19 protein-coding genes are annotated in these 14,908 nt (G+C 42.3%); 10 read left to right on the top strand and 9 right to left on the bottom strand.

All coding sequences use genetic code 11. The annotated features are described in order from the left end of the window. Positions 1-215, top strand: a 215-nt coding sequence (locus AC3WJJ_RS15635) for a hypothetical protein (protein WP_492541964.1), incomplete at its 5' end; no start/stop codon positions are given. A 168-nt stretch (positions 216-383) separates the two neighbouring features. On the opposite strand, the gene AC3WJJ_RS15630 is transcribed toward AC3WJJ_RS15635, so the two are convergent. After that, positions 384-1,187 carry an NAD kinase gene (locus AC3WJJ_RS15630; RefSeq protein ID WP_422658281.1) on the bottom strand — a complete coding sequence of 268 codons (804 nt, stop codon included), beginning with the start codon at positions 1,185-1,187 and terminating at the stop codon, positions 384-386. A 65-nt stretch (positions 1,188-1,252) separates the two neighbouring features. Next, positions 1,253-2,476, bottom strand: coding sequence for a sporulation integral membrane protein YlbJ (gene ylbJ, locus AC3WJJ_RS15625; protein ID WP_492541962.1), 1,224 nt, complete (start codon positions 2,474-2,476; stop codon positions 1,253-1,255). Between the two features lie 475 nt (positions 2,477-2,951). On the opposite strand from ylbJ, the gene AC3WJJ_RS15620 reads away from it, so the two are divergent. Beyond that, on the top strand, positions 2,952-3,329 hold the full coding sequence (locus AC3WJJ_RS15620) for a globin domain-containing protein (RefSeq protein WP_492541960.1): 378 nt from the start codon (positions 2,952-2,954) through the stop codon (positions 3,327-3,329). A 50-nt stretch (positions 3,330-3,379) separates the two neighbouring features. After that, on the top strand, positions 3,380-4,081 hold the full coding sequence (locus AC3WJJ_RS15615) for a DUF2225 domain-containing protein (RefSeq protein ID WP_422661541.1): 702 nt from the start codon (positions 3,380-3,382) through the stop codon (positions 4,079-4,081). A gap of 42 nt (positions 4,082-4,123) precedes the next feature. Here AC3WJJ_RS15615 and AC3WJJ_RS15610 read toward each other — a convergent pair whose 3' ends face one another. Both AC3WJJ_RS15610 and AC3WJJ_RS15605 read right to left on the bottom strand, forming a co-directional pair. Beyond that, on the bottom strand, positions 4,124-4,354 hold the full coding sequence (locus AC3WJJ_RS15610) for a hypothetical protein (RefSeq protein WP_422658278.1): 231 nt from the start codon (positions 4,352-4,354) through the stop codon (positions 4,124-4,126). Then, positions 4,351-4,542, bottom strand: a complete 192-nt coding sequence (locus AC3WJJ_RS15605; RefSeq protein WP_492541958.1) for a YycC family protein — start codon at positions 4,540-4,542, stop codon at positions 4,351-4,353. The genes AC3WJJ_RS15610 and AC3WJJ_RS15605 overlap by 4 nt, the downstream gene beginning before the upstream one ends. A gap of 113 nt (positions 4,543-4,655) precedes the next feature. Between AC3WJJ_RS15605 and AC3WJJ_RS15600 the strand changes: the two genes are divergently transcribed. Then, a complete protein-coding gene (locus tag AC3WJJ_RS15600) occupies positions 4,656-6,455 on the top strand; it encodes a M3 family oligoendopeptidase (RefSeq protein WP_492541956.1) in 1,800 nt (599 codons plus the stop codon). Positions 6,456-6,687: 232 nt separating this feature from the next. Beyond that, a complete protein-coding gene (locus AC3WJJ_RS15595; protein ID WP_492541954.1) occupies positions 6,688-7,092 on the top strand; it encodes an O-methyltransferase in 405 nt (134 codons plus the stop codon). Positions 7,093-7,160: 68 nt separating this feature from the next. Here the strand turns inward: AC3WJJ_RS15595 and AC3WJJ_RS15590 are convergent, their stop codons facing one another. The 3 genes from AC3WJJ_RS15590 to AC3WJJ_RS15580 form a co-directional block, all read right to left on the bottom strand. Then, on the bottom strand, positions 7,161-7,403 hold the full coding sequence (locus AC3WJJ_RS15590) for an alpha/beta-type small acid-soluble spore protein (RefSeq protein WP_492542077.1): 243 nt from the start codon (positions 7,401-7,403) through the stop codon (positions 7,161-7,163). A 155-nt stretch (positions 7,404-7,558) separates the two neighbouring features. Next, positions 7,559-8,539: an aldose 1-epimerase gene (locus AC3WJJ_RS15585; protein ID WP_492541952.1), complete on the bottom strand. Its 981-nt coding sequence runs from the start codon at positions 8,537-8,539 to the stop codon at positions 7,559-7,561. Between the two features lie 87 nt (positions 8,540-8,626). Beyond that, positions 8,627-8,794 carry a hypothetical protein gene (locus AC3WJJ_RS15580; protein ID WP_492541950.1) on the bottom strand — a complete coding sequence of 56 codons (168 nt, stop codon included), beginning with the start codon at positions 8,792-8,794 and terminating at the stop codon, positions 8,627-8,629. A 118-nt stretch (positions 8,795-8,912) separates the two neighbouring features. Between AC3WJJ_RS15580 and AC3WJJ_RS15575 the strand changes: the two genes are divergently transcribed. The 3 genes from AC3WJJ_RS15575 to AC3WJJ_RS15565 all read left to right on the top strand — a co-directional run bounded on the left by AC3WJJ_RS15575 (position 8,913) and on the right by AC3WJJ_RS15565 (position 11,026). Continuing rightward, positions 8,913-9,134: an alpha/beta-type small acid-soluble spore protein gene (locus AC3WJJ_RS15575; protein ID WP_422658273.1), complete on the top strand. Its 222-nt coding sequence runs from the start codon at positions 8,913-8,915 to the stop codon at positions 9,132-9,134. Positions 9,135-9,415: 281 nt separating this feature from the next. Beyond that, positions 9,416-10,354 (top strand): heme o synthase, encoded by a 939-nt coding sequence (gene cyoE / locus AC3WJJ_RS15570; protein ID WP_422658272.1) that lies wholly within the window; start codon positions 9,416-9,418, stop codon positions 10,352-10,354. A gap of 54 nt (positions 10,355-10,408) precedes the next feature. Then, positions 10,409-11,026: an SCO family protein gene (locus AC3WJJ_RS15565; RefSeq protein WP_492541947.1), complete on the top strand. Its 618-nt coding sequence runs from the start codon at positions 10,409-10,411 to the stop codon at positions 11,024-11,026. A gap of 65 nt (positions 11,027-11,091) precedes the next feature. Here AC3WJJ_RS15565 and AC3WJJ_RS15560 read toward each other — a convergent pair whose 3' ends face one another. Then, complete coding sequence (locus AC3WJJ_RS15560; protein WP_492541945.1) at positions 11,092-11,439, bottom strand: toprim domain-containing protein; 348 nt, start codon at positions 11,437-11,439, stop codon at positions 11,092-11,094. A 387-nt stretch (positions 11,440-11,826) separates the two neighbouring features. Further along, a complete protein-coding gene (locus tag AC3WJJ_RS15555) occupies positions 11,827-12,978 on the bottom strand; it encodes an MFS transporter (RefSeq protein ID WP_492541943.1) in 1,152 nt (383 codons plus the stop codon). A gap of 181 nt (positions 12,979-13,159) precedes the next feature. On the opposite strand from AC3WJJ_RS15555, the gene AC3WJJ_RS15550 reads away from it, so the two are divergent. Continuing rightward, positions 13,160-13,594, top strand: coding sequence for a hypothetical protein (locus tag AC3WJJ_RS15550; RefSeq protein WP_492541941.1), 435 nt, complete (start codon positions 13,160-13,162; stop codon positions 13,592-13,594). A gap of 40 nt (positions 13,595-13,634) precedes the next feature. Further along, the gene (locus tag AC3WJJ_RS15545) at positions 13,635-14,786 is read left to right on the top strand and encodes a transglutaminase domain-containing protein (protein ID WP_492541939.1); all 1,152 of its coding nucleotides are present in this window, start codon (positions 13,635-13,637) and stop codon (positions 14,784-14,786) included. Positions 14,787-14,908: the final 122 nt, after the last annotated feature.

Raw genomic sequence — 14,908 nt, 5'->3', positions numbered from 1 at the left:
GTCGTTCTAGTGAGACTTTAGCTGACAAAGAAGTACCAGAGCCCCGGGGAAGACGTGAAGGTAGGGAAGGAAGAGAAGTTAGAGAATCACGTCCTAACAAATCGTCCAAGCCTTGGAAAGAAGCTAAGCAGCGTGAGAACCGGGAAATCAGAGAAATCCGAGAGCATAAGGACACGCGTCCAAATGCTGTAAAGAATCAACAGCAAGTTGAATAGTATATTGTAAAAATAGAGCTGTCTTATTAGTGGATTTTCTACTATGAGATAGCTCTTTCCTTTAATTTAACAACGCGATCGACTAACAAAGTCCGACAACAGAAAGAAAAGGGCGCCCAAAAGATCTTATATCTTTTAGGGCGCCCCCATAACTTTTGTGTGTATAAATTACCCCAAGAAAGCATCTCTGACCCGATTCCAGAATGGGAATGGACGATACCGAGCAAAGCTTACCTTTTGCTCAGCTACCTGACAACGTACGGAGATAAGATCATCAATCTGGAAGTTATTATGATCAACCGTTAGCAGTAGGCGTTGTTCTTTACATGAAAAAATATCGCAATGATGATGCTTCGGAAGTAGAAGCGGGGATCCTAGTGTACGGAATATCCGATTGTTGATTGATGCAATCTCGGCAATTTGAAGTGCATCTATCGACGGATGAACCATAGCCCCCCCAACACTCTTATTATAAGCGGTACTGCCAGATGGCGTTGAAATACAAATACCGTCGCCACGGAACATTTCAAAAGTAACGTCATTAATATCAACTTGTGCTACGACAGTACCATCCACACCTTTAAGCGTGAATTCATTAAGAGCAATGTAAGAAGCAGTGCCTGATTTCTTATGAATTTCTAGTTGTACTAGCGGATATTGAACAATACGTGGTTTAAGAATTTTGGGATCTCCGATGCCGCTCATGAGATCAATCAGCTTCGGAATCTCGTCCGCTTTCCAATCGGCATAAAAACCTAGATGGCCTGTGTGGACTCCTACAAAAGCAAGATCTGGAATCCGATCAATAAACGTATGAAAGGCGTGCAGCATCGTGCCGTCTCCGCCTATGGAGACAACAATTTCAGGAGATTCTGCATCCAGTTCAAAGCCCCGCTGTTCCGCCAGCTTGTGAAATTGTTGACTCAATTCTACAGACAATGGGTCTCCGCGGTCCAGAACATAGTATCTCAAGTTGATAAGCTCCTTTTATAAGGTTATATATCGATGATAATCAATCTTGAAGAAGAAAACAATGTTCACCTTGGGAATTTGCGGAACTTTCGTCGAAGTAACATAAATGCCTCGATAAATAAAGCTAGGATAATGAGAATTCCAAGCATCGTGCAAAAGACCAACATAATATGGCTATACCCGTTCTGTGACAAATAAGAAACATCAGGCACAGAGAGGGTGGGAGTGGTCTCTCCCATCATGGGTTTCCACAATACTAAAACAGCAACTAAAGCAATTACACCATGAGTGATCCTTGCGATCATAAACGGTATATAGCGAAGAGGTGTTTCGTTCAAGATGCTAGCGATTTGGGCATGTACCGATAAACCTCCCCATGACAAGATAAACGCAGCAACAGCAGCCTTATATGCCAGTGGAATGGTATCCCCAGCTTCTCCAGCATAACGAGCACCAAGTGTTACTTCGAATAAACCACCAACAAGTGCCGTTGAGAGCTGTTCCGGTACACCAACTAGAGATAGAAGAGAATTGACTACTTGGCTCAAGACAGGGATCGCCCCGGCACGTGTCCATAACTCCAGAAATACAGAGAAGAATACAACTAGCCCACCTACGACAATAATAAGTTGTAGGGAAGATTGAACTGCATTCATTAATAAGCTTCCAAGGTCGCGTCCGTCTGCTTCTCGTGCCTTATGCATATTATGGAGTGCAGCCTTAATTCGATTCCCTTTAAGCAATTCATTAGACGGTCCTGATGATGAACTGTTCTTTTGACCGTGAAATCGCATTAACAGGCCAACGATGAAGCCACCACCATAATGGGCTAAAGCAAGTATTAACCCGATTCGCGGGTTATGGAAAAAGCCGATTGAAACAGCTCCGATTAAGAAAATAGGATCTGATGAAGTTGTAAGAGCAACCAAGCGTTCTCCTTCATCACGGGTAACCATCTTCTGGTCCCATAATTTTGCTGTTAATTTGGCTCCTATGGGATAACCTGATACATATCCCATGGCTGCCACGAAGCCGCCGCTTCCCGGAATACGAAATAAAGGCTTCATTAAAGGGTCTAACAACGTCCCTATGAGGTGAACTACCCCAAAGCCAAGCAATACCTCAGATATGACGAAAAAGGGAAAGAGCGAAGGAAATAGCACGTCCCACCAAATAGCAAGACCACGAATAGCTGAATGGAGTGCTGCTTCCGGAAAAATAGCCATTAGGAAGACAACGCTAAATAATCCAGTCATCAGAAGTAGCCAGCCGATTTTTTTCATGGTCATAGGTTACACAACGCCCCCTGGGTAAAACCGATTATATCTGAATCAATTACGATTAGCTGCTGGAATCTAACTTTGTTCTCATGGTCAATCTGTATGCGAGACATAGGACAAACAGTACAAAAAAAGTTGGAAAGCGGTTACAAAAATGCTTTATTTTTGAGAACATTGTGCTATAATGAAACCATCAAAGCACATCTTTCGAATTATTTGGATGGAGTGATGATCATGAGCATAGTCGCGGGTTTACTGGTATGCGCCTTCGTTTATGTAATACGTGCCTCTCTCATCCATCAGGGTGAAGAGGATTGGCGCAGTTATTAATAAGTTCAGGGTGCTAAACTTTGTTTAGCGCCTTTTTTTGTTCTTTTTTGATCGTACGCAAGAACAATTAGCTATGAGATAAGATCAATACATGTTTTTGGTAACTCTGATATAATGAGACTAACTACTAATTTCAGATAGGAGAATATTGTAAATGAACCCTAGCCTGAGCATCTACGAAAATTTAGGTGGCGCTGAAGGAATTCATTCTTTAGTCGAAGCCTTTTATCCGAGAGTTCAACAAAATGAGCTGCTATCTCCACTTTTTCCAGCAGATATCATGCCTGTGATGGAAAAACAGTATATGTTTTTAAGCCAGTTTTTTGGAGGTCCTGCTTTGTTCTCAGAAGCATACGGACATCCAATGATGAGAGCTAGACACCTTAAATTTCCAATAACAGACCGGCATGCAGACGAATGGCTGAGCTGTATGGCTGGAGCTTTAGAAGATATTGGCGTGGAGGATATACTCCGGGAAGATATTTTGAAACGTTTATCCGGACCTGCCCGACATTTTGTAAACACACCTTAATATGACTTTCATAAGACACATCATGGGAAAGGGATGTCATCGGTATGGCTATAGCATTAGAACCTCTGTACACGATTACGGTAACCTGCAGCAATTGTGAGCACCCATTCAGCACATCAAGAGTACGGCCTAGCTTCAAAAAAGCCATAAGAACAGATACAGATTTCTGTGGTTATTACAAAAATGAAAATCCTGATTTTTATGTGGTGAGAATCTGCCCTAAATGCGGATTTGCTTCTACTGAGCATTCAGCTGATCATTTGAATGAACGCCAAAGGACAGATTTTCAAACGAAAATCGCAAGCAGATGGACTGAGCGGGATTTCGGAGGAAGCAGGGGACTGGAAGAAGCGTTAGAAACATATAAGCTGGCCCTTCTCTGTGCGCAATGCATTGGTGAGAAGGAACGAATTGTTGCAAGCCTCCTACACCATATTGCCTGGCTTTACCGATATCAAGGGAATAAGGAGCAGGAACAGCGTTTTTTGGCTCATAGCCTTGATTCCTATGTTCGGGTCTATGAGGTCGAAGGAGTAGGTATGAATGATGCGCGCCTTCTTTACTTAATTGGAGAATTAAACCGACGAATTGGTCGATATAGTGATGCTGTTCAGTGGTTCTCACGTGTGATTCATGATAAAAAAATTGTCGATTCAGCGATGATTCGGGCGTCACGCGAACAGTGGGCTGTTCTTCGGGAGCAAATGTTGGCTGAGAAGCTGGCCTTACCTGAGGAAATGAACTCTATATAACGACAAAAAGGCCCATATACAGGGCCTGAAGCGAATCTCTGGTTATCGAAGCTTTTGATCGGTTAGAAGGTAATCTGCGTCACTATCGAGTACCGTAACCTTGTTATGGCAACAAGGAAAGATGAGAAGTTTCTTTTTCCCTTCCCTAACACTGATAAGTTCTTTCGGTTTCATGGGAAGAAGAACATTGTCGCTGCCACAGAAGGGGCAGTTCTGTACATATACATCTCCAGTAATAATGTCATAAGGCCATGCATTAGCAAAAGGGATCATGGTTTCTCCGTAGTGCCGCTAGTTTGGTCTGTTACTCCATCAGATGAAGGTTGCTGCTCTGTTTTAGCCAGGTCAGCGATTTTTTGCATCAGAATATGCTGAGGCATATGCATCAGCTGTTCTAAAGGGACGCCAAGCTGTTTTGAAAGGGTCAATGCCGTTTCGGCTGATATTTGTAATGGTCTCATAGAAGTTTCCCTCCAAGCCTTATATTTTAAAGGATATAAATATAGTTATACACTTTAACACGATACCACACAAATTAAAACACCTCATTACGGAATGGAGAAAGGTGACGACGATGAATAAGCCACTAAAGCAAACATGGGATCTTGAAACTATTTTTCCAGGAGGGTCGCAATCTCCTGAACTCACAGCATTTCTGAATTCACTGGAGAAGGAAGTGAAGGAACTTCGTGGAATGGTCCAAACAGCCACCGTTCCAACAGATCTGAAGGAAGCTGAAACTTTGGAGGATATTTTATTTTCACTAGAAAGCTGCTGGGCTAAGGCTAGTGAGGCAAGCGCATTTATCGGTTGTCTAGCTGCGCAGGATATTAATGATAAAAAAGCGATTCAGTTATCTGGGCGTATTACCACGTTATTCGCTGATCTTCAAAGTGTAGCAGCTCAATTTGATAACCTTCTTCGTGAAGTGGACGATACACTGTGGAATGCATGGACAACAACTGCGAAGGTAGAGCCTCATAAATTCATACTGAATGAGAGCAGAGATCTGGCACGTGAGAAAATGAGTCCAGAGCTTGAAAGTTTGGCACTTGAACTTGCCATCGACGGTTATCATGGATGGGGAGAATTTTATGACACGATTGTAAGTAAAATTCAGATTCCATTTGAAGAGAATGGGAAGACAGAGATGTTGTCTGCTGGACAGGCTTCTAATAAATTGCACAACCCAAGCAGGGAAATCAGACAAGAAATGTTTGAAAAATGGGAAAATGCCTGGACAGAAGCTGAGGATTACTGCGCAGATACATTGAATCATCTAGCGGGTTTTCGACTTAAGCTTTATGGGAACCGTGGATGGGATGATGTTCTTAAAGAGCCGCTAACAATCAACCGTATGTCACGTGAGACCTTAGATACGATGTGGGCAGTTATTCAAGACACCAAGCCAGTGCTTGTTGAGTATCTGAATCGAAAAGCGAAGCTTCTTGGTCTAGAGACACTATCTTGGACGGATGTAGAAGCACCTATTCGAACTTCGGTCTCTAAAGTAACTTACGATGAAGCTGCTGAAACGATTGTGGAGCAATTCAGAAAATTCAGTCCGAAGTTAGCTGAATTCTCAGAAATGGCATTTGATAAAAGCTGGATTGAAGTAGAAGATCGACCAGGCAAACGTCCTGGTGGATTCTGCACCTCATTTCAGGAGAGCGATCAGACCAGAATCTTTATGACCTACAGTGGAACTGCATCGAATGTGTCCACGCTTGCGCATGAACTAGGCCATGCTTATCACCAATATGTGATGAAAGGCTTGCCGGTGCTCAATCAGAATTATGCGATGAATGTAGCTGAAACAGCATCAACTTTTGCAGAAATGATTGTGGCGGATGCGCTTGTTAAATCGGCCAAAAGCGAAGACGAGAAATTGGCATTGCTTGAGGAGAAAATCCAAAACAGCGTAGCCTTCTTCATGAATATCCATGCTCGTTTCTTATTTGAGACCCGCTTCTACACTCAGCGGAAAGAAGGGCTACTGAGTGCAGATGAAATCTCTTCCTTAATGGAAGAAGCTCAGAAGGAAGCTTATTGTGGAGCTCTCTCAACCTACCACCCGCATTTCTGGGCTTCTAAGCTGCATTTCTACATTACAGGTGTACCTTTCTATAATTTCCCTTACACATTTGGCTATATGTTTAGTACTGGGCTCTATGTTCGGGCATTGCAGGAAGGAAGTGCGTTTGCAGATAAATATGACGCACTGTTACGGGATACTGGAATCATGACAGTAGAAGAGTTAGCCGAAAAGCACCTAAATGTCGACCTGACCCAGCGTGATTTCTGGCAAAGTGCGGCAGATATGTGCGTCGCGGATATTCAACAATTTTTGCAAATGACTGATCATTTGGCGTAACTTGGAGAAACTTGAAATTATATTAATCAAAAGGAGTCCTTGTGGACTTCTTTTTTTGTCGTAGAAAATAGAAAGTTGTCGGAATTCTAGAGAAGCTGACAAGGAATTTATGAAAAAATAGTAACAAATACCCAATTATGTTTAAAATTGTTGATGTATCCATATCTTTGTCCTATAATGAGTCATAAGCCCTATATAAGGGGATTGCGATGAAAAATTGAGGGGGTTTGAAATGATTAAATTGGATCAATTATCGCTGGTGAGGCAATTAGACTTAGTATTTAAAGAATTGGAAAATGAATTATCAGGACTTTCTTCTGGTACTGTATTTGTGCAAATACGAAATAATATTATTGGTAAATTTGGAATCCGTCATAATCCTCTTACAGGGCGTAACGGAGTAATGGCTCCCGTAGAAGATGGATTAAACAGGGACCAGCAATCATCCTTTAGATCAATGGCACTTGAGAGTCTAAAGCACAAAAGACATTGGACTCATGGAGAAATAAGCTATGATTTCACGGTACGACAAGGACTTATCATTGTAGATGCGGTGCTCGAATCGAATTACAACATGGCCAACCTAATGATTCGTTATCCAAGAACAAGTGTATCTGATGCTGTTTCTGAGTCCTGATACATACAAAAAGAGGCGATCTTTGGGGAGAAGATCGCCTCTTTCTTTATTTAGTTGAACAATATCAACTATCGGTTAGAACTACCTGATAATTGTTGCTCAGCGATTTGTACCAGACGCTTTGTGATGTAACCTCCCAAAGAACCAGTCTCACGGGAAGTGTAGTTACCCATATAACCGTCCTGTGGAATCGATACGCCCAATTCCTGTGCTGCTTCATACTTCAATTGTTGAAGTGCAGCGTTAGCTTGGGGAACGACTAGGTTGTTAGAACGACTTCCGCTTCTGCCGCTTTGTCCTGATTGACCCATACCCATGTTTTTCACCTCCTTCTCGCGTTGTATGAAGTTATTATGGTTGAAAGAAGAGAATCTCATGCGTATAGATTTAAAGATCATTATTGGTAAATATTAGACGAAAAAGAGTCCTGAGATTTCTCAGGACTCTAACTTATGAATCATTTAAATCAATCTGTAGTGCTTGGATAGTGGACTTGTAGTTTCGTATGTAGCTCAACCGATTGGCCGGGCTCTAAGTTGATAAGACCAGTTACTTCGTTCGGGAGATCGAGATTCGGAGCGTTAGGAAGCCAAGTATAAGGTTCTATACAGAGAAATTGATCCGCTGTTCCTTTCGTGTACAACACCCAATGTTTAAAGTAGGAACGATCGGCTGTGTATTGAATGGTATATCCGTCATCTCGGGTTAAGAATGCTTCTGCTGGCTGATCTTCAGGGATCTTGAATATCGTATCCAGATCAGCCCCCTTCAGATTGAATCCCGTATTCAAAGCTTCCAGATCCTTAAGAGGAGCGAACTCACCAGTTGGGAGAAGCTGCTCATCAAGTGTATAAATACCTTCAACAGGCAGTTTAAGCGTCCATTGATCAGGCTGACCATCTAAGAGAAACCAAGTATGATAGCCCATTCCAAAAGGAACAGCTCGGGTTCCGTTGTTCGTAATCCGCAGTTCTTGTTTTAAATCAGATCCTTGTAAGCGGAAAGTCATTTGTAATTTTAGAGGTTCGGGCATTTGTGCAGTCCAGCGTGAGTCATCTGCCGTTGAAAATTCCGTAGTAACAGCACAACCTTCTTCATCTTCTTCAATGTCGCTAACGCACCAAGCTTGTGTGCGATGCAATCCATGGATATGATTATCATTTGCTGTGTTTTGTTCAAACTGATAGCTGGCACCATCATATTCAAAGCGCCCTTTAGCGATCCTTCCGGGCGGAATAAGCATCGGAATACCGAAATGGTAAGGTTTCTGTAAATAGAATGCCAGTTCACTTTCTTCAGGCTTCCGGAGCACTTGGCGCTGTTCTTGTAGGTCCTTTATTTCGATGACGTTGTTACCGAGACGAGGAAGGAGGGTCACTTCTAACCGTCCAGTGTTTAAGATATAGGTGTCGTAACCATTCCATTGTCCTTTGGTCACTTGATTCATATCGATGCTCCTTTACCACAATAATCAATAGTAGATGATTAACCTCATCATAACAGATTTTACGAACAGACGTGAAAAATTATAGTGTTAGGAGTGTCTACGTTTAGCTTTAATTATAAAGCCCCAGCCTATATTACACACAGCCAGAATACCAAGTCCTATGGCTATGAATGCATTATAACTGATCGAGATCGCCGCTGCACTTAACAGAATGATGGACGAGATAGCGAACCATAGGGAAAGTCCTTTGCTCATGAGAAAAACCTCCAATATTTTGGTATTTAATATTTCGGTATAAGGTTGCGAGAAGAAGACATAATAAGTTTGCAAGCTTGCACTACAGACCTATTCAGTGAAGGGAGATTTGATTAACATGGCACAAAGAGGTTCCCGCAGTAATAATCTGGTAGTACCACAAGCGAATGCAGCTCTGCAACAGCTTAAAATGGAGGCTGCTCAAGAATTGGGTGTAAGCATTCCAGAGGATGGTTACATGGGCCATTATACTTCCCGTGAAACTGGGTCGCTAGGTGGTTATATTACAAAACGTCTAGTACAAATCGCAGAACAGTCCCTTTCTGGACGCAACTCGTAATAAAGGTTTCATACTTGTGTGATCAAGCCCGAAGCAGGAATGCTTCGGGCTTTTTATTTTATGCGAAAAACCTCGTCGTCTAACAGTAAATCTTAGACAAATTGTGCCTTAATGGAAGGGGTAACGTCAAGATGGAAAAGCGACATCAAATGTCACTGAATTGTCATATTGATAGAATGAAATCCGAAGGATTACGCAACACTTTTTCATGCCGATATGATAAACTTTATAGCGGAGGCATCTTCCTCCATAACGATAGAACAAGGAGGAACGTTTGAGACGTGGAAAATCATATGAGTTACCAGGCTCCTTCGGATTCCGCTACATTGGCTTCCGCAAAATCCAAGCCTCCCGAACAAACGGGGACATGGAGAGATTTCATAGCAGTGACAAAACCCGGGATTATCCGGTCTAATCTAATAGCGGCTTTTGCCGGATTTTGGCTTGCGTCCCAATGGGACATTCAATTTGGGTTGATGATCATGACACTTCTCGGAACCGTATTAGTTATGGCTTCGTCTTGTGTATTTAACAATTATTTTGACCGTGATCTAGACTTGAAGATGGAACGTACGCGTAAACGTTCGCTTCCTACAGGACGACTAACTCCGAAAGTGGTGTTATGGTACGCAATTACCTTAGGTGTTGTTGGACTTGCCATGCTGTTTATCTTTTCGGGCGTACTTGCAGGAGTATTTGGCATTGTAGGTATGTTTGTGTACGTAGTCATATACACCCTTTGGCTTAAGCGTAGTTCAACTTGGAGTACGTCTGTAGGTGCGATTTCAGGAGCTATGCCGCCTGTTATCGGTTATGTTGCGGTTACGCAAACGGTTGATATGGGCGCTTGGCTGCTATTTGCTTTGTTGTTCTTATGGCAACCTCCTCACTTCTGGGCACTCGGTATTCGTCGTGTCGAAGATTACCGTGCAGCAGGATATCCTCTGCTCCCAGTTGTTAAAGGGATTAAACGTACTAAGATTCAGATGATCCCTTATGTTGCATTGCTCGTTCCGTTGCCTATTCTCATGTATGCGTACGGATACGCTGGAATCTTTTTTCTTATTATTTCACTGTTGTTATCTATTACTTGGTTGTATCTTTCTCTTAAAGGCTTCCGTGCAAAAGATGACGAGGCTTGGTCAAAAAAGGTATTCTTATTCTCTATTAACTATCTGACTTTGAGCCTGATTGTACTCGTTCTCGATACAGTTCATTAAATTGACTGTTTTATCCCATAAATAATGAGGTGGATGAAGGGAGAACGAGTATAGATGTCATCGCTGAAACGGTATAAATGGACGTGGTTGCTGCTCTCAGTATGCGTAATCGCGGCAGTAGTTCTTGTGTACAATTCATTAGGTATAGGCAAGAGCAAGTTCCCAGTGGTTGGACAGGTTGCGGACTTTACGATGGAGAATGTGGATGGCAAAACGGTATCCAGAGACGATACTAAAGGACAAGTGAGGTTGATGTATTTTTATTTCACAAGCTGTCCGGATGTATGTCCTGTAACGACATTTTTGCTATCACAGGTTCAGAATGAACTGAAGAAAGATGGTACGTTCGGGAAAGATGCTAGTTTTGTCTCCATTTCATTTGATCCTGTTACGGATACGCGTGAGAAAATCAAAGAATTCGGTGATCGATTCTTCGCTGATTACAGCGGTTGGTATTTTCTCCGTGGGGATCAAGAAAAGACCCGTGATCTGATGCAAGGTTCATTTAAGATTCCGCTCCTCGGCAAAGATTCGACGAATTATACTCATGGTAACTACATTGCTTTAGTTGATCGTGATAACAATATTCGGAAAATGTACAATGCTGCAGATCCATCCAGTGTACAGATCGAAGAAGTTGTAAAAGACGTCAAAGCTTTGGCTAAAGAATAATTCGATATGTAAAAGCGTTTGAACCATTAACTTGGTTCAAACGCTTTTTTATATCCAATATACAGTTAGTAAGTCATGGTAGGTGGGTAGATAATAAACTCTTCAAGTCCAGCCTTTTCAAGTTGAGCAATTAGATATTCATCCGGAGTACCTTCAACTCCAGCATAACCTCGACGTGTGTACATATGTGTTGCATCTGGAAAAACATCACGCAACATATTTCTAATTTTTTTGCCTGAACTATCATTATCCATAAATAGATACACTTCTTGATCATTAACCTGTTTATGGAGTGATTCCAGTTTGAGTGTATTCAGTGTCCCGAATGTACAAAGAATTGTAATGTCAGGAGTCACCAATCGACGAAGCCTACTCCGATCATTCTTACCCTCTACGATAATGAAAATCGACATTTGTATCACCCCTGTCATATTACGGCATGCCCCAATCGAAATTCCCCGGGAAATGTTGATGGCTATAGTTTAACTTGTAAATGAGACTTCATGCAAAAATAAAGAAAACGACCTTCAAAAGAAGGCCGTCTTATGAGAAAACATGTATTTAGAAGCAGCTCAGGATGATTACTAACAAAATGTAGAGAACTAAAATCATACCTACTGAAGAACAACCAGACACAGGTACTTGATGACAATTTTTATGAACATGACTCATTAAATTTCACCCCTCAAATAATCTAAGTGGTCATCTGCCACAATGTATATTATGTCAAAATACCTAGATGGTCTGTGTGTTGGCCTAATTAGATCTATTTGGGCTGAGCTGAGGGTCATTTATGCTTCTTAAACGTTTATCCCTGCTGGAATATCAACAGATTTCGGATTCTTAGGGTGTGGCAGTAGCATTAGAATGATCATTAACATCATAAAAGCGATGAAATATGGTGAGAGTGTTCCTCGTAATTGACCTGCAGCGATCGGACCGACAAACGAACCGATGGACATGGCAATAGATTGGTAGGAGAATACTCTTCCGAGTCTTCCACCACCGCTTAGTTCAATGAATAAAGAAGAGAGTGCAGGGAACAAAATTCCCTTCGCTGTACCAAGCACAAACAGGATTACAATAATTGGAATCTGCTCTATGGCGGCTAGCGCATAGAAGCATAGTGCAAACATAAATACACCAATAGTTACTCTTTTACCAGGTGAATAGTTATTTAGGAATAGCATACTGAGGGTGACCAAGGCACCTAGACTGACACAGGAAAATAAAAGCCCAGTTGACATAATGCTGGCTTGGCCGTTTGCTCGAAGTGGAATTTCAAAGAAGAGAATGCCTTGTGAGCATGCAATGGCAAACGGAATAAGATACAGCCGTAGATTGAAAGGAAGAGGATCATTTTCAATCGGTAAAACCTCATTTTTACTTTGAGAGGCTGACTGTACAGATTGCTTTGGAAGCGTGAGAAATGCCATGATTCCTGTGAAGATCAGCACCCATCCCAAGCTTTGGAATGTCCCTGAAAATCCAGCTTTTGCTACAATGAAAGCGCCGGCTGCAGGAGAAAGCACGGAGGCTAGTGTATGGACTACACCGTGTCCTGACATGTACTTACCCTGTGTTACGGAATCCTTAGATAGCGAAGCTAGAAGAGCAAGACATGCCGGAGATAAGAAGGCGAGTACGAATCCGCTGATCGAACGGAGTACTAGTAACTGCCAGGGCATCTGCACATGAGCTTGAAGCAGCAGAATTACCCCAGCAGCGGTTAAGCTGAAGATGATATAACGCCGGCTCCCTTGCTTGTCAATTAATCTCCCGGCAATTAGGTTGCCAGGAAGATGCGTTAAGGCATAAATGCCCATCATCCACCCGATGAAAGTTGGGGCGGCACCGAGCGATATGGCGAACGGTGTGAGGACGGGATACTGGGCATGCAGATCAAAGAATGCCAAGAACAAAAACATGTACAACCAAATCGCTGTTTTCATATAAGCACCTCCTACCCGCACTTAAGACAGGTTATGTTATACTTGTACGTTGAAGTTGCCAAGCTTATACCTAATTTTGATTAGTATGGGGTCTTACTGACACTGAGACGGGGAATAATGTATAATCGGAAAGTACGGTATAAGTTGCCGGAGGTCGCGAAGTGATAGGGGTGAGAGTTAAATGGATGCACAGGTATGGTTAGAATTTCTAAAGCAAAACTGGCTGGTGATTGTCATTGCTTTGGTTGTGTTGTTTATTGTGGTCAATCTAGTTAAGACGTTCATCAAATGGGCTTTAGTTATTCTTATAATCGCTGGATTGCTCATCTATAGCGGAATATCCTTAGAACAAATTGGTGAGGTTGTGACCACTGTGAAGAATGAAGCTGTGGACACCGTAAAGTCTGAGGCCATGAACATCATGATGAAAGAAGCAAAAGAAGCAAAATATACATCGCACGGTGATGGAACATTTACGGTAAAGTCGCCGAATTTAGAACTTAAAGGTAAGTCGGGGTCGACTGAAGTGGAAGTGAACTTTAAAGGGGTATCGGTCGGTAAATGGGATGTAAACGAATCGATCAAAGAATTTATATCACAAGCAAAAACAAATTAAGACAGCTTAGAAGTATGTCATACGAAAAGGAGGGCTGAACATGTTATCATCATGGAGCGATAGTCTGCGGGAGGGGAATGGTATTACGATCCTTCTGCTGTTTATCTTAGCCTTTTCTTTGATACAAGGGTGGAATCGAGGGGCTTCCCGATCGGCTGGGAGGCTCGCTTTTTTTCTGGGTGAAGCTATTCTGCGTATAATCGGCCTCGCTATCTCCGTTCCTTTCACTCTTTGGCTGTCCCCATTAGCTTCGGTGTGGCTTGAATCACTAGGAAGTAAAATTCCGGACCGGGAGCTTAAATTATGGGAGCAGATGTATTATACATTCGTTAATTCCATGGCTGATTTTCCATTGCTTCGGTTTGCAGTTCTATTCATGATCAGTTACAGCTTGATACTCTTTGTCCTTCGCTTGTTGGTATCCTTGACCATAGGTGGCCATCTGGGATTGTTTGGGTCAAGAGAGAATAGGCCAGCAACTATAGGGAGTCGTATGGCTGGGGCAGGGATCGGTGTAATTATGGGGGCTGCTCGAGGGATTATCGTTATCGCAATTCTTTTCATATGGGTGAGTCTTTATCCAGATCATTCATTTAGTCGTTATGTCGAATCTTCACCGGTGTATCGTCAAGGAGCACAGGCAGTGATTGAACCTTTATCTGGTTCTTTAGTTCGGGATAAATTACCTGTGTTCACCCAGTCGGTTCAAGAGGAACTGAATGGAATTATGCAGCAGAAGTATGAGGTTGTGGATCACGCCATTCCAGAAGGAATTGAAGAGACTGCAGCTCATATTGTGAAGGGTGCGTCAACAGATGAGGAAAAGGCGCGTAAACTTTATGATTGGGTAGGTTCCAGGGTCTCGTATGATTATGAAAAAGTAAAAGTATATGAGGAGCAGCGAATTTGGCGGGAACAAACACCTCAGGATACTTATGATACCCGTTCGGGTGTATGCATCGATTATGCACGTTTGTACGCCATGATGGCTCGTTCGCAGGATCTAAAGGTCAGAGTCGTTACAGGAAGAGGGTATGATGGTCAAGGAAGCTATGGACCACACGCATGGAATGAGGTTTACTTGCAGGAGAAGCAGGAGTGGATACCACTAGATCCCACATGGGCAAAGAGTGGCAACTGGTTTAATCCACCGCGGTTTAATGAGACGCATATTAAAGAACAAGTATTCTGAAATCAGATTAGCATGAATTTAAATTTTGAAATTTTCTAAACAAGGTGGCCCTTTTGGACAAGGCCATCTTGTATTTGATTTTAAACGTATTTTATGTAAAATTCCGGAAAGGTGAATCGTCT

It is taken from the genome of Paenibacillus sp. FW507-14B1B (genome assembly GCF_058781425.1).
The sequence above is the reverse complement of the archived record's forward strand: the minus strand, read 5'-3'. Positions and strand labels throughout refer to the sequence as shown.

Coding starts and splice junctions, on each gene's coding strand:
- AC3WJJ_RS15605 (WP_492541958.1), bottom strand. CDS start 4,542: ATGAGACCATTACAAATATCAGCCGAAACGGCATTGACCCTTTCAAAA.
- AC3WJJ_RS15555 (WP_492541943.1), bottom strand. CDS start 12,978: ATGAAAACAGCGATTTGGTTGTACATGTTTTTGTTCTTGGCATTCTTT.
- AC3WJJ_RS15610 (WP_422658278.1), bottom strand. CDS start 4,354: ATGATCCCTTTTGCTAATGCATGGCCTTATGACATTATTACTGGAGAT.
- AC3WJJ_RS15560 (WP_492541945.1), bottom strand. CDS start 11,439: ATGTCGATTTTCATTATCGTAGAGGGTAAGAATGATCGGAGTAGGCTT.
- ylbJ (WP_492541962.1), bottom strand. CDS start 2,476: ATGACCATGAAAAAAATCGGCTGGCTACTTCTGATGACTGGATTATTT.
- AC3WJJ_RS15620 (WP_492541960.1), top strand. CDS start 2,952: ATGAACCCTAGCCTGAGCATCTACGAAAATTTAGGTGGCGCTGAAGGA.
- AC3WJJ_RS15565 (WP_492541947.1), top strand. CDS start 10,409: ATGTCATCGCTGAAACGGTATAAATGGACGTGGTTGCTGCTCTCAGTA.
- AC3WJJ_RS15585 (WP_492541952.1), bottom strand. CDS start 8,539: ATGAATCAAGTGACCAAAGGACAATGGAATGGTTACGACACCTATATC.
- AC3WJJ_RS15595 (WP_492541954.1), top strand. CDS start 6,688: ATGATTAAATTGGATCAATTATCGCTGGTGAGGCAATTAGACTTAGTA.
- AC3WJJ_RS15575 (WP_422658273.1), top strand. CDS start 8,913: ATGGCACAAAGAGGTTCCCGCAGTAATAATCTGGTAGTACCACAAGCG.
- AC3WJJ_RS15550 (WP_492541941.1), top strand. CDS start 13,160: ATGGATGCACAGGTATGGTTAGAATTTCTAAAGCAAAACTGGCTGGTG.
- AC3WJJ_RS15545 (WP_492541939.1), top strand. CDS start 13,635: ATGTTATCATCATGGAGCGATAGTCTGCGGGAGGGGAATGGTATTACG.
- AC3WJJ_RS15590 (WP_492542077.1), bottom strand. CDS start 7,403: ATGGGTCAATCAGGACAAAGCGGCAGAAGCGGAAGTCGTTCTAACAAC.
- AC3WJJ_RS15600 (WP_492541956.1), top strand. CDS start 4,656: ATGAATAAGCCACTAAAGCAAACATGGGATCTTGAAACTATTTTTCCA.
- AC3WJJ_RS15580 (WP_492541950.1), bottom strand. CDS start 8,794: ATGAGCAAAGGACTTTCCCTATGGTTCGCTATCTCGTCCATCATTCTG.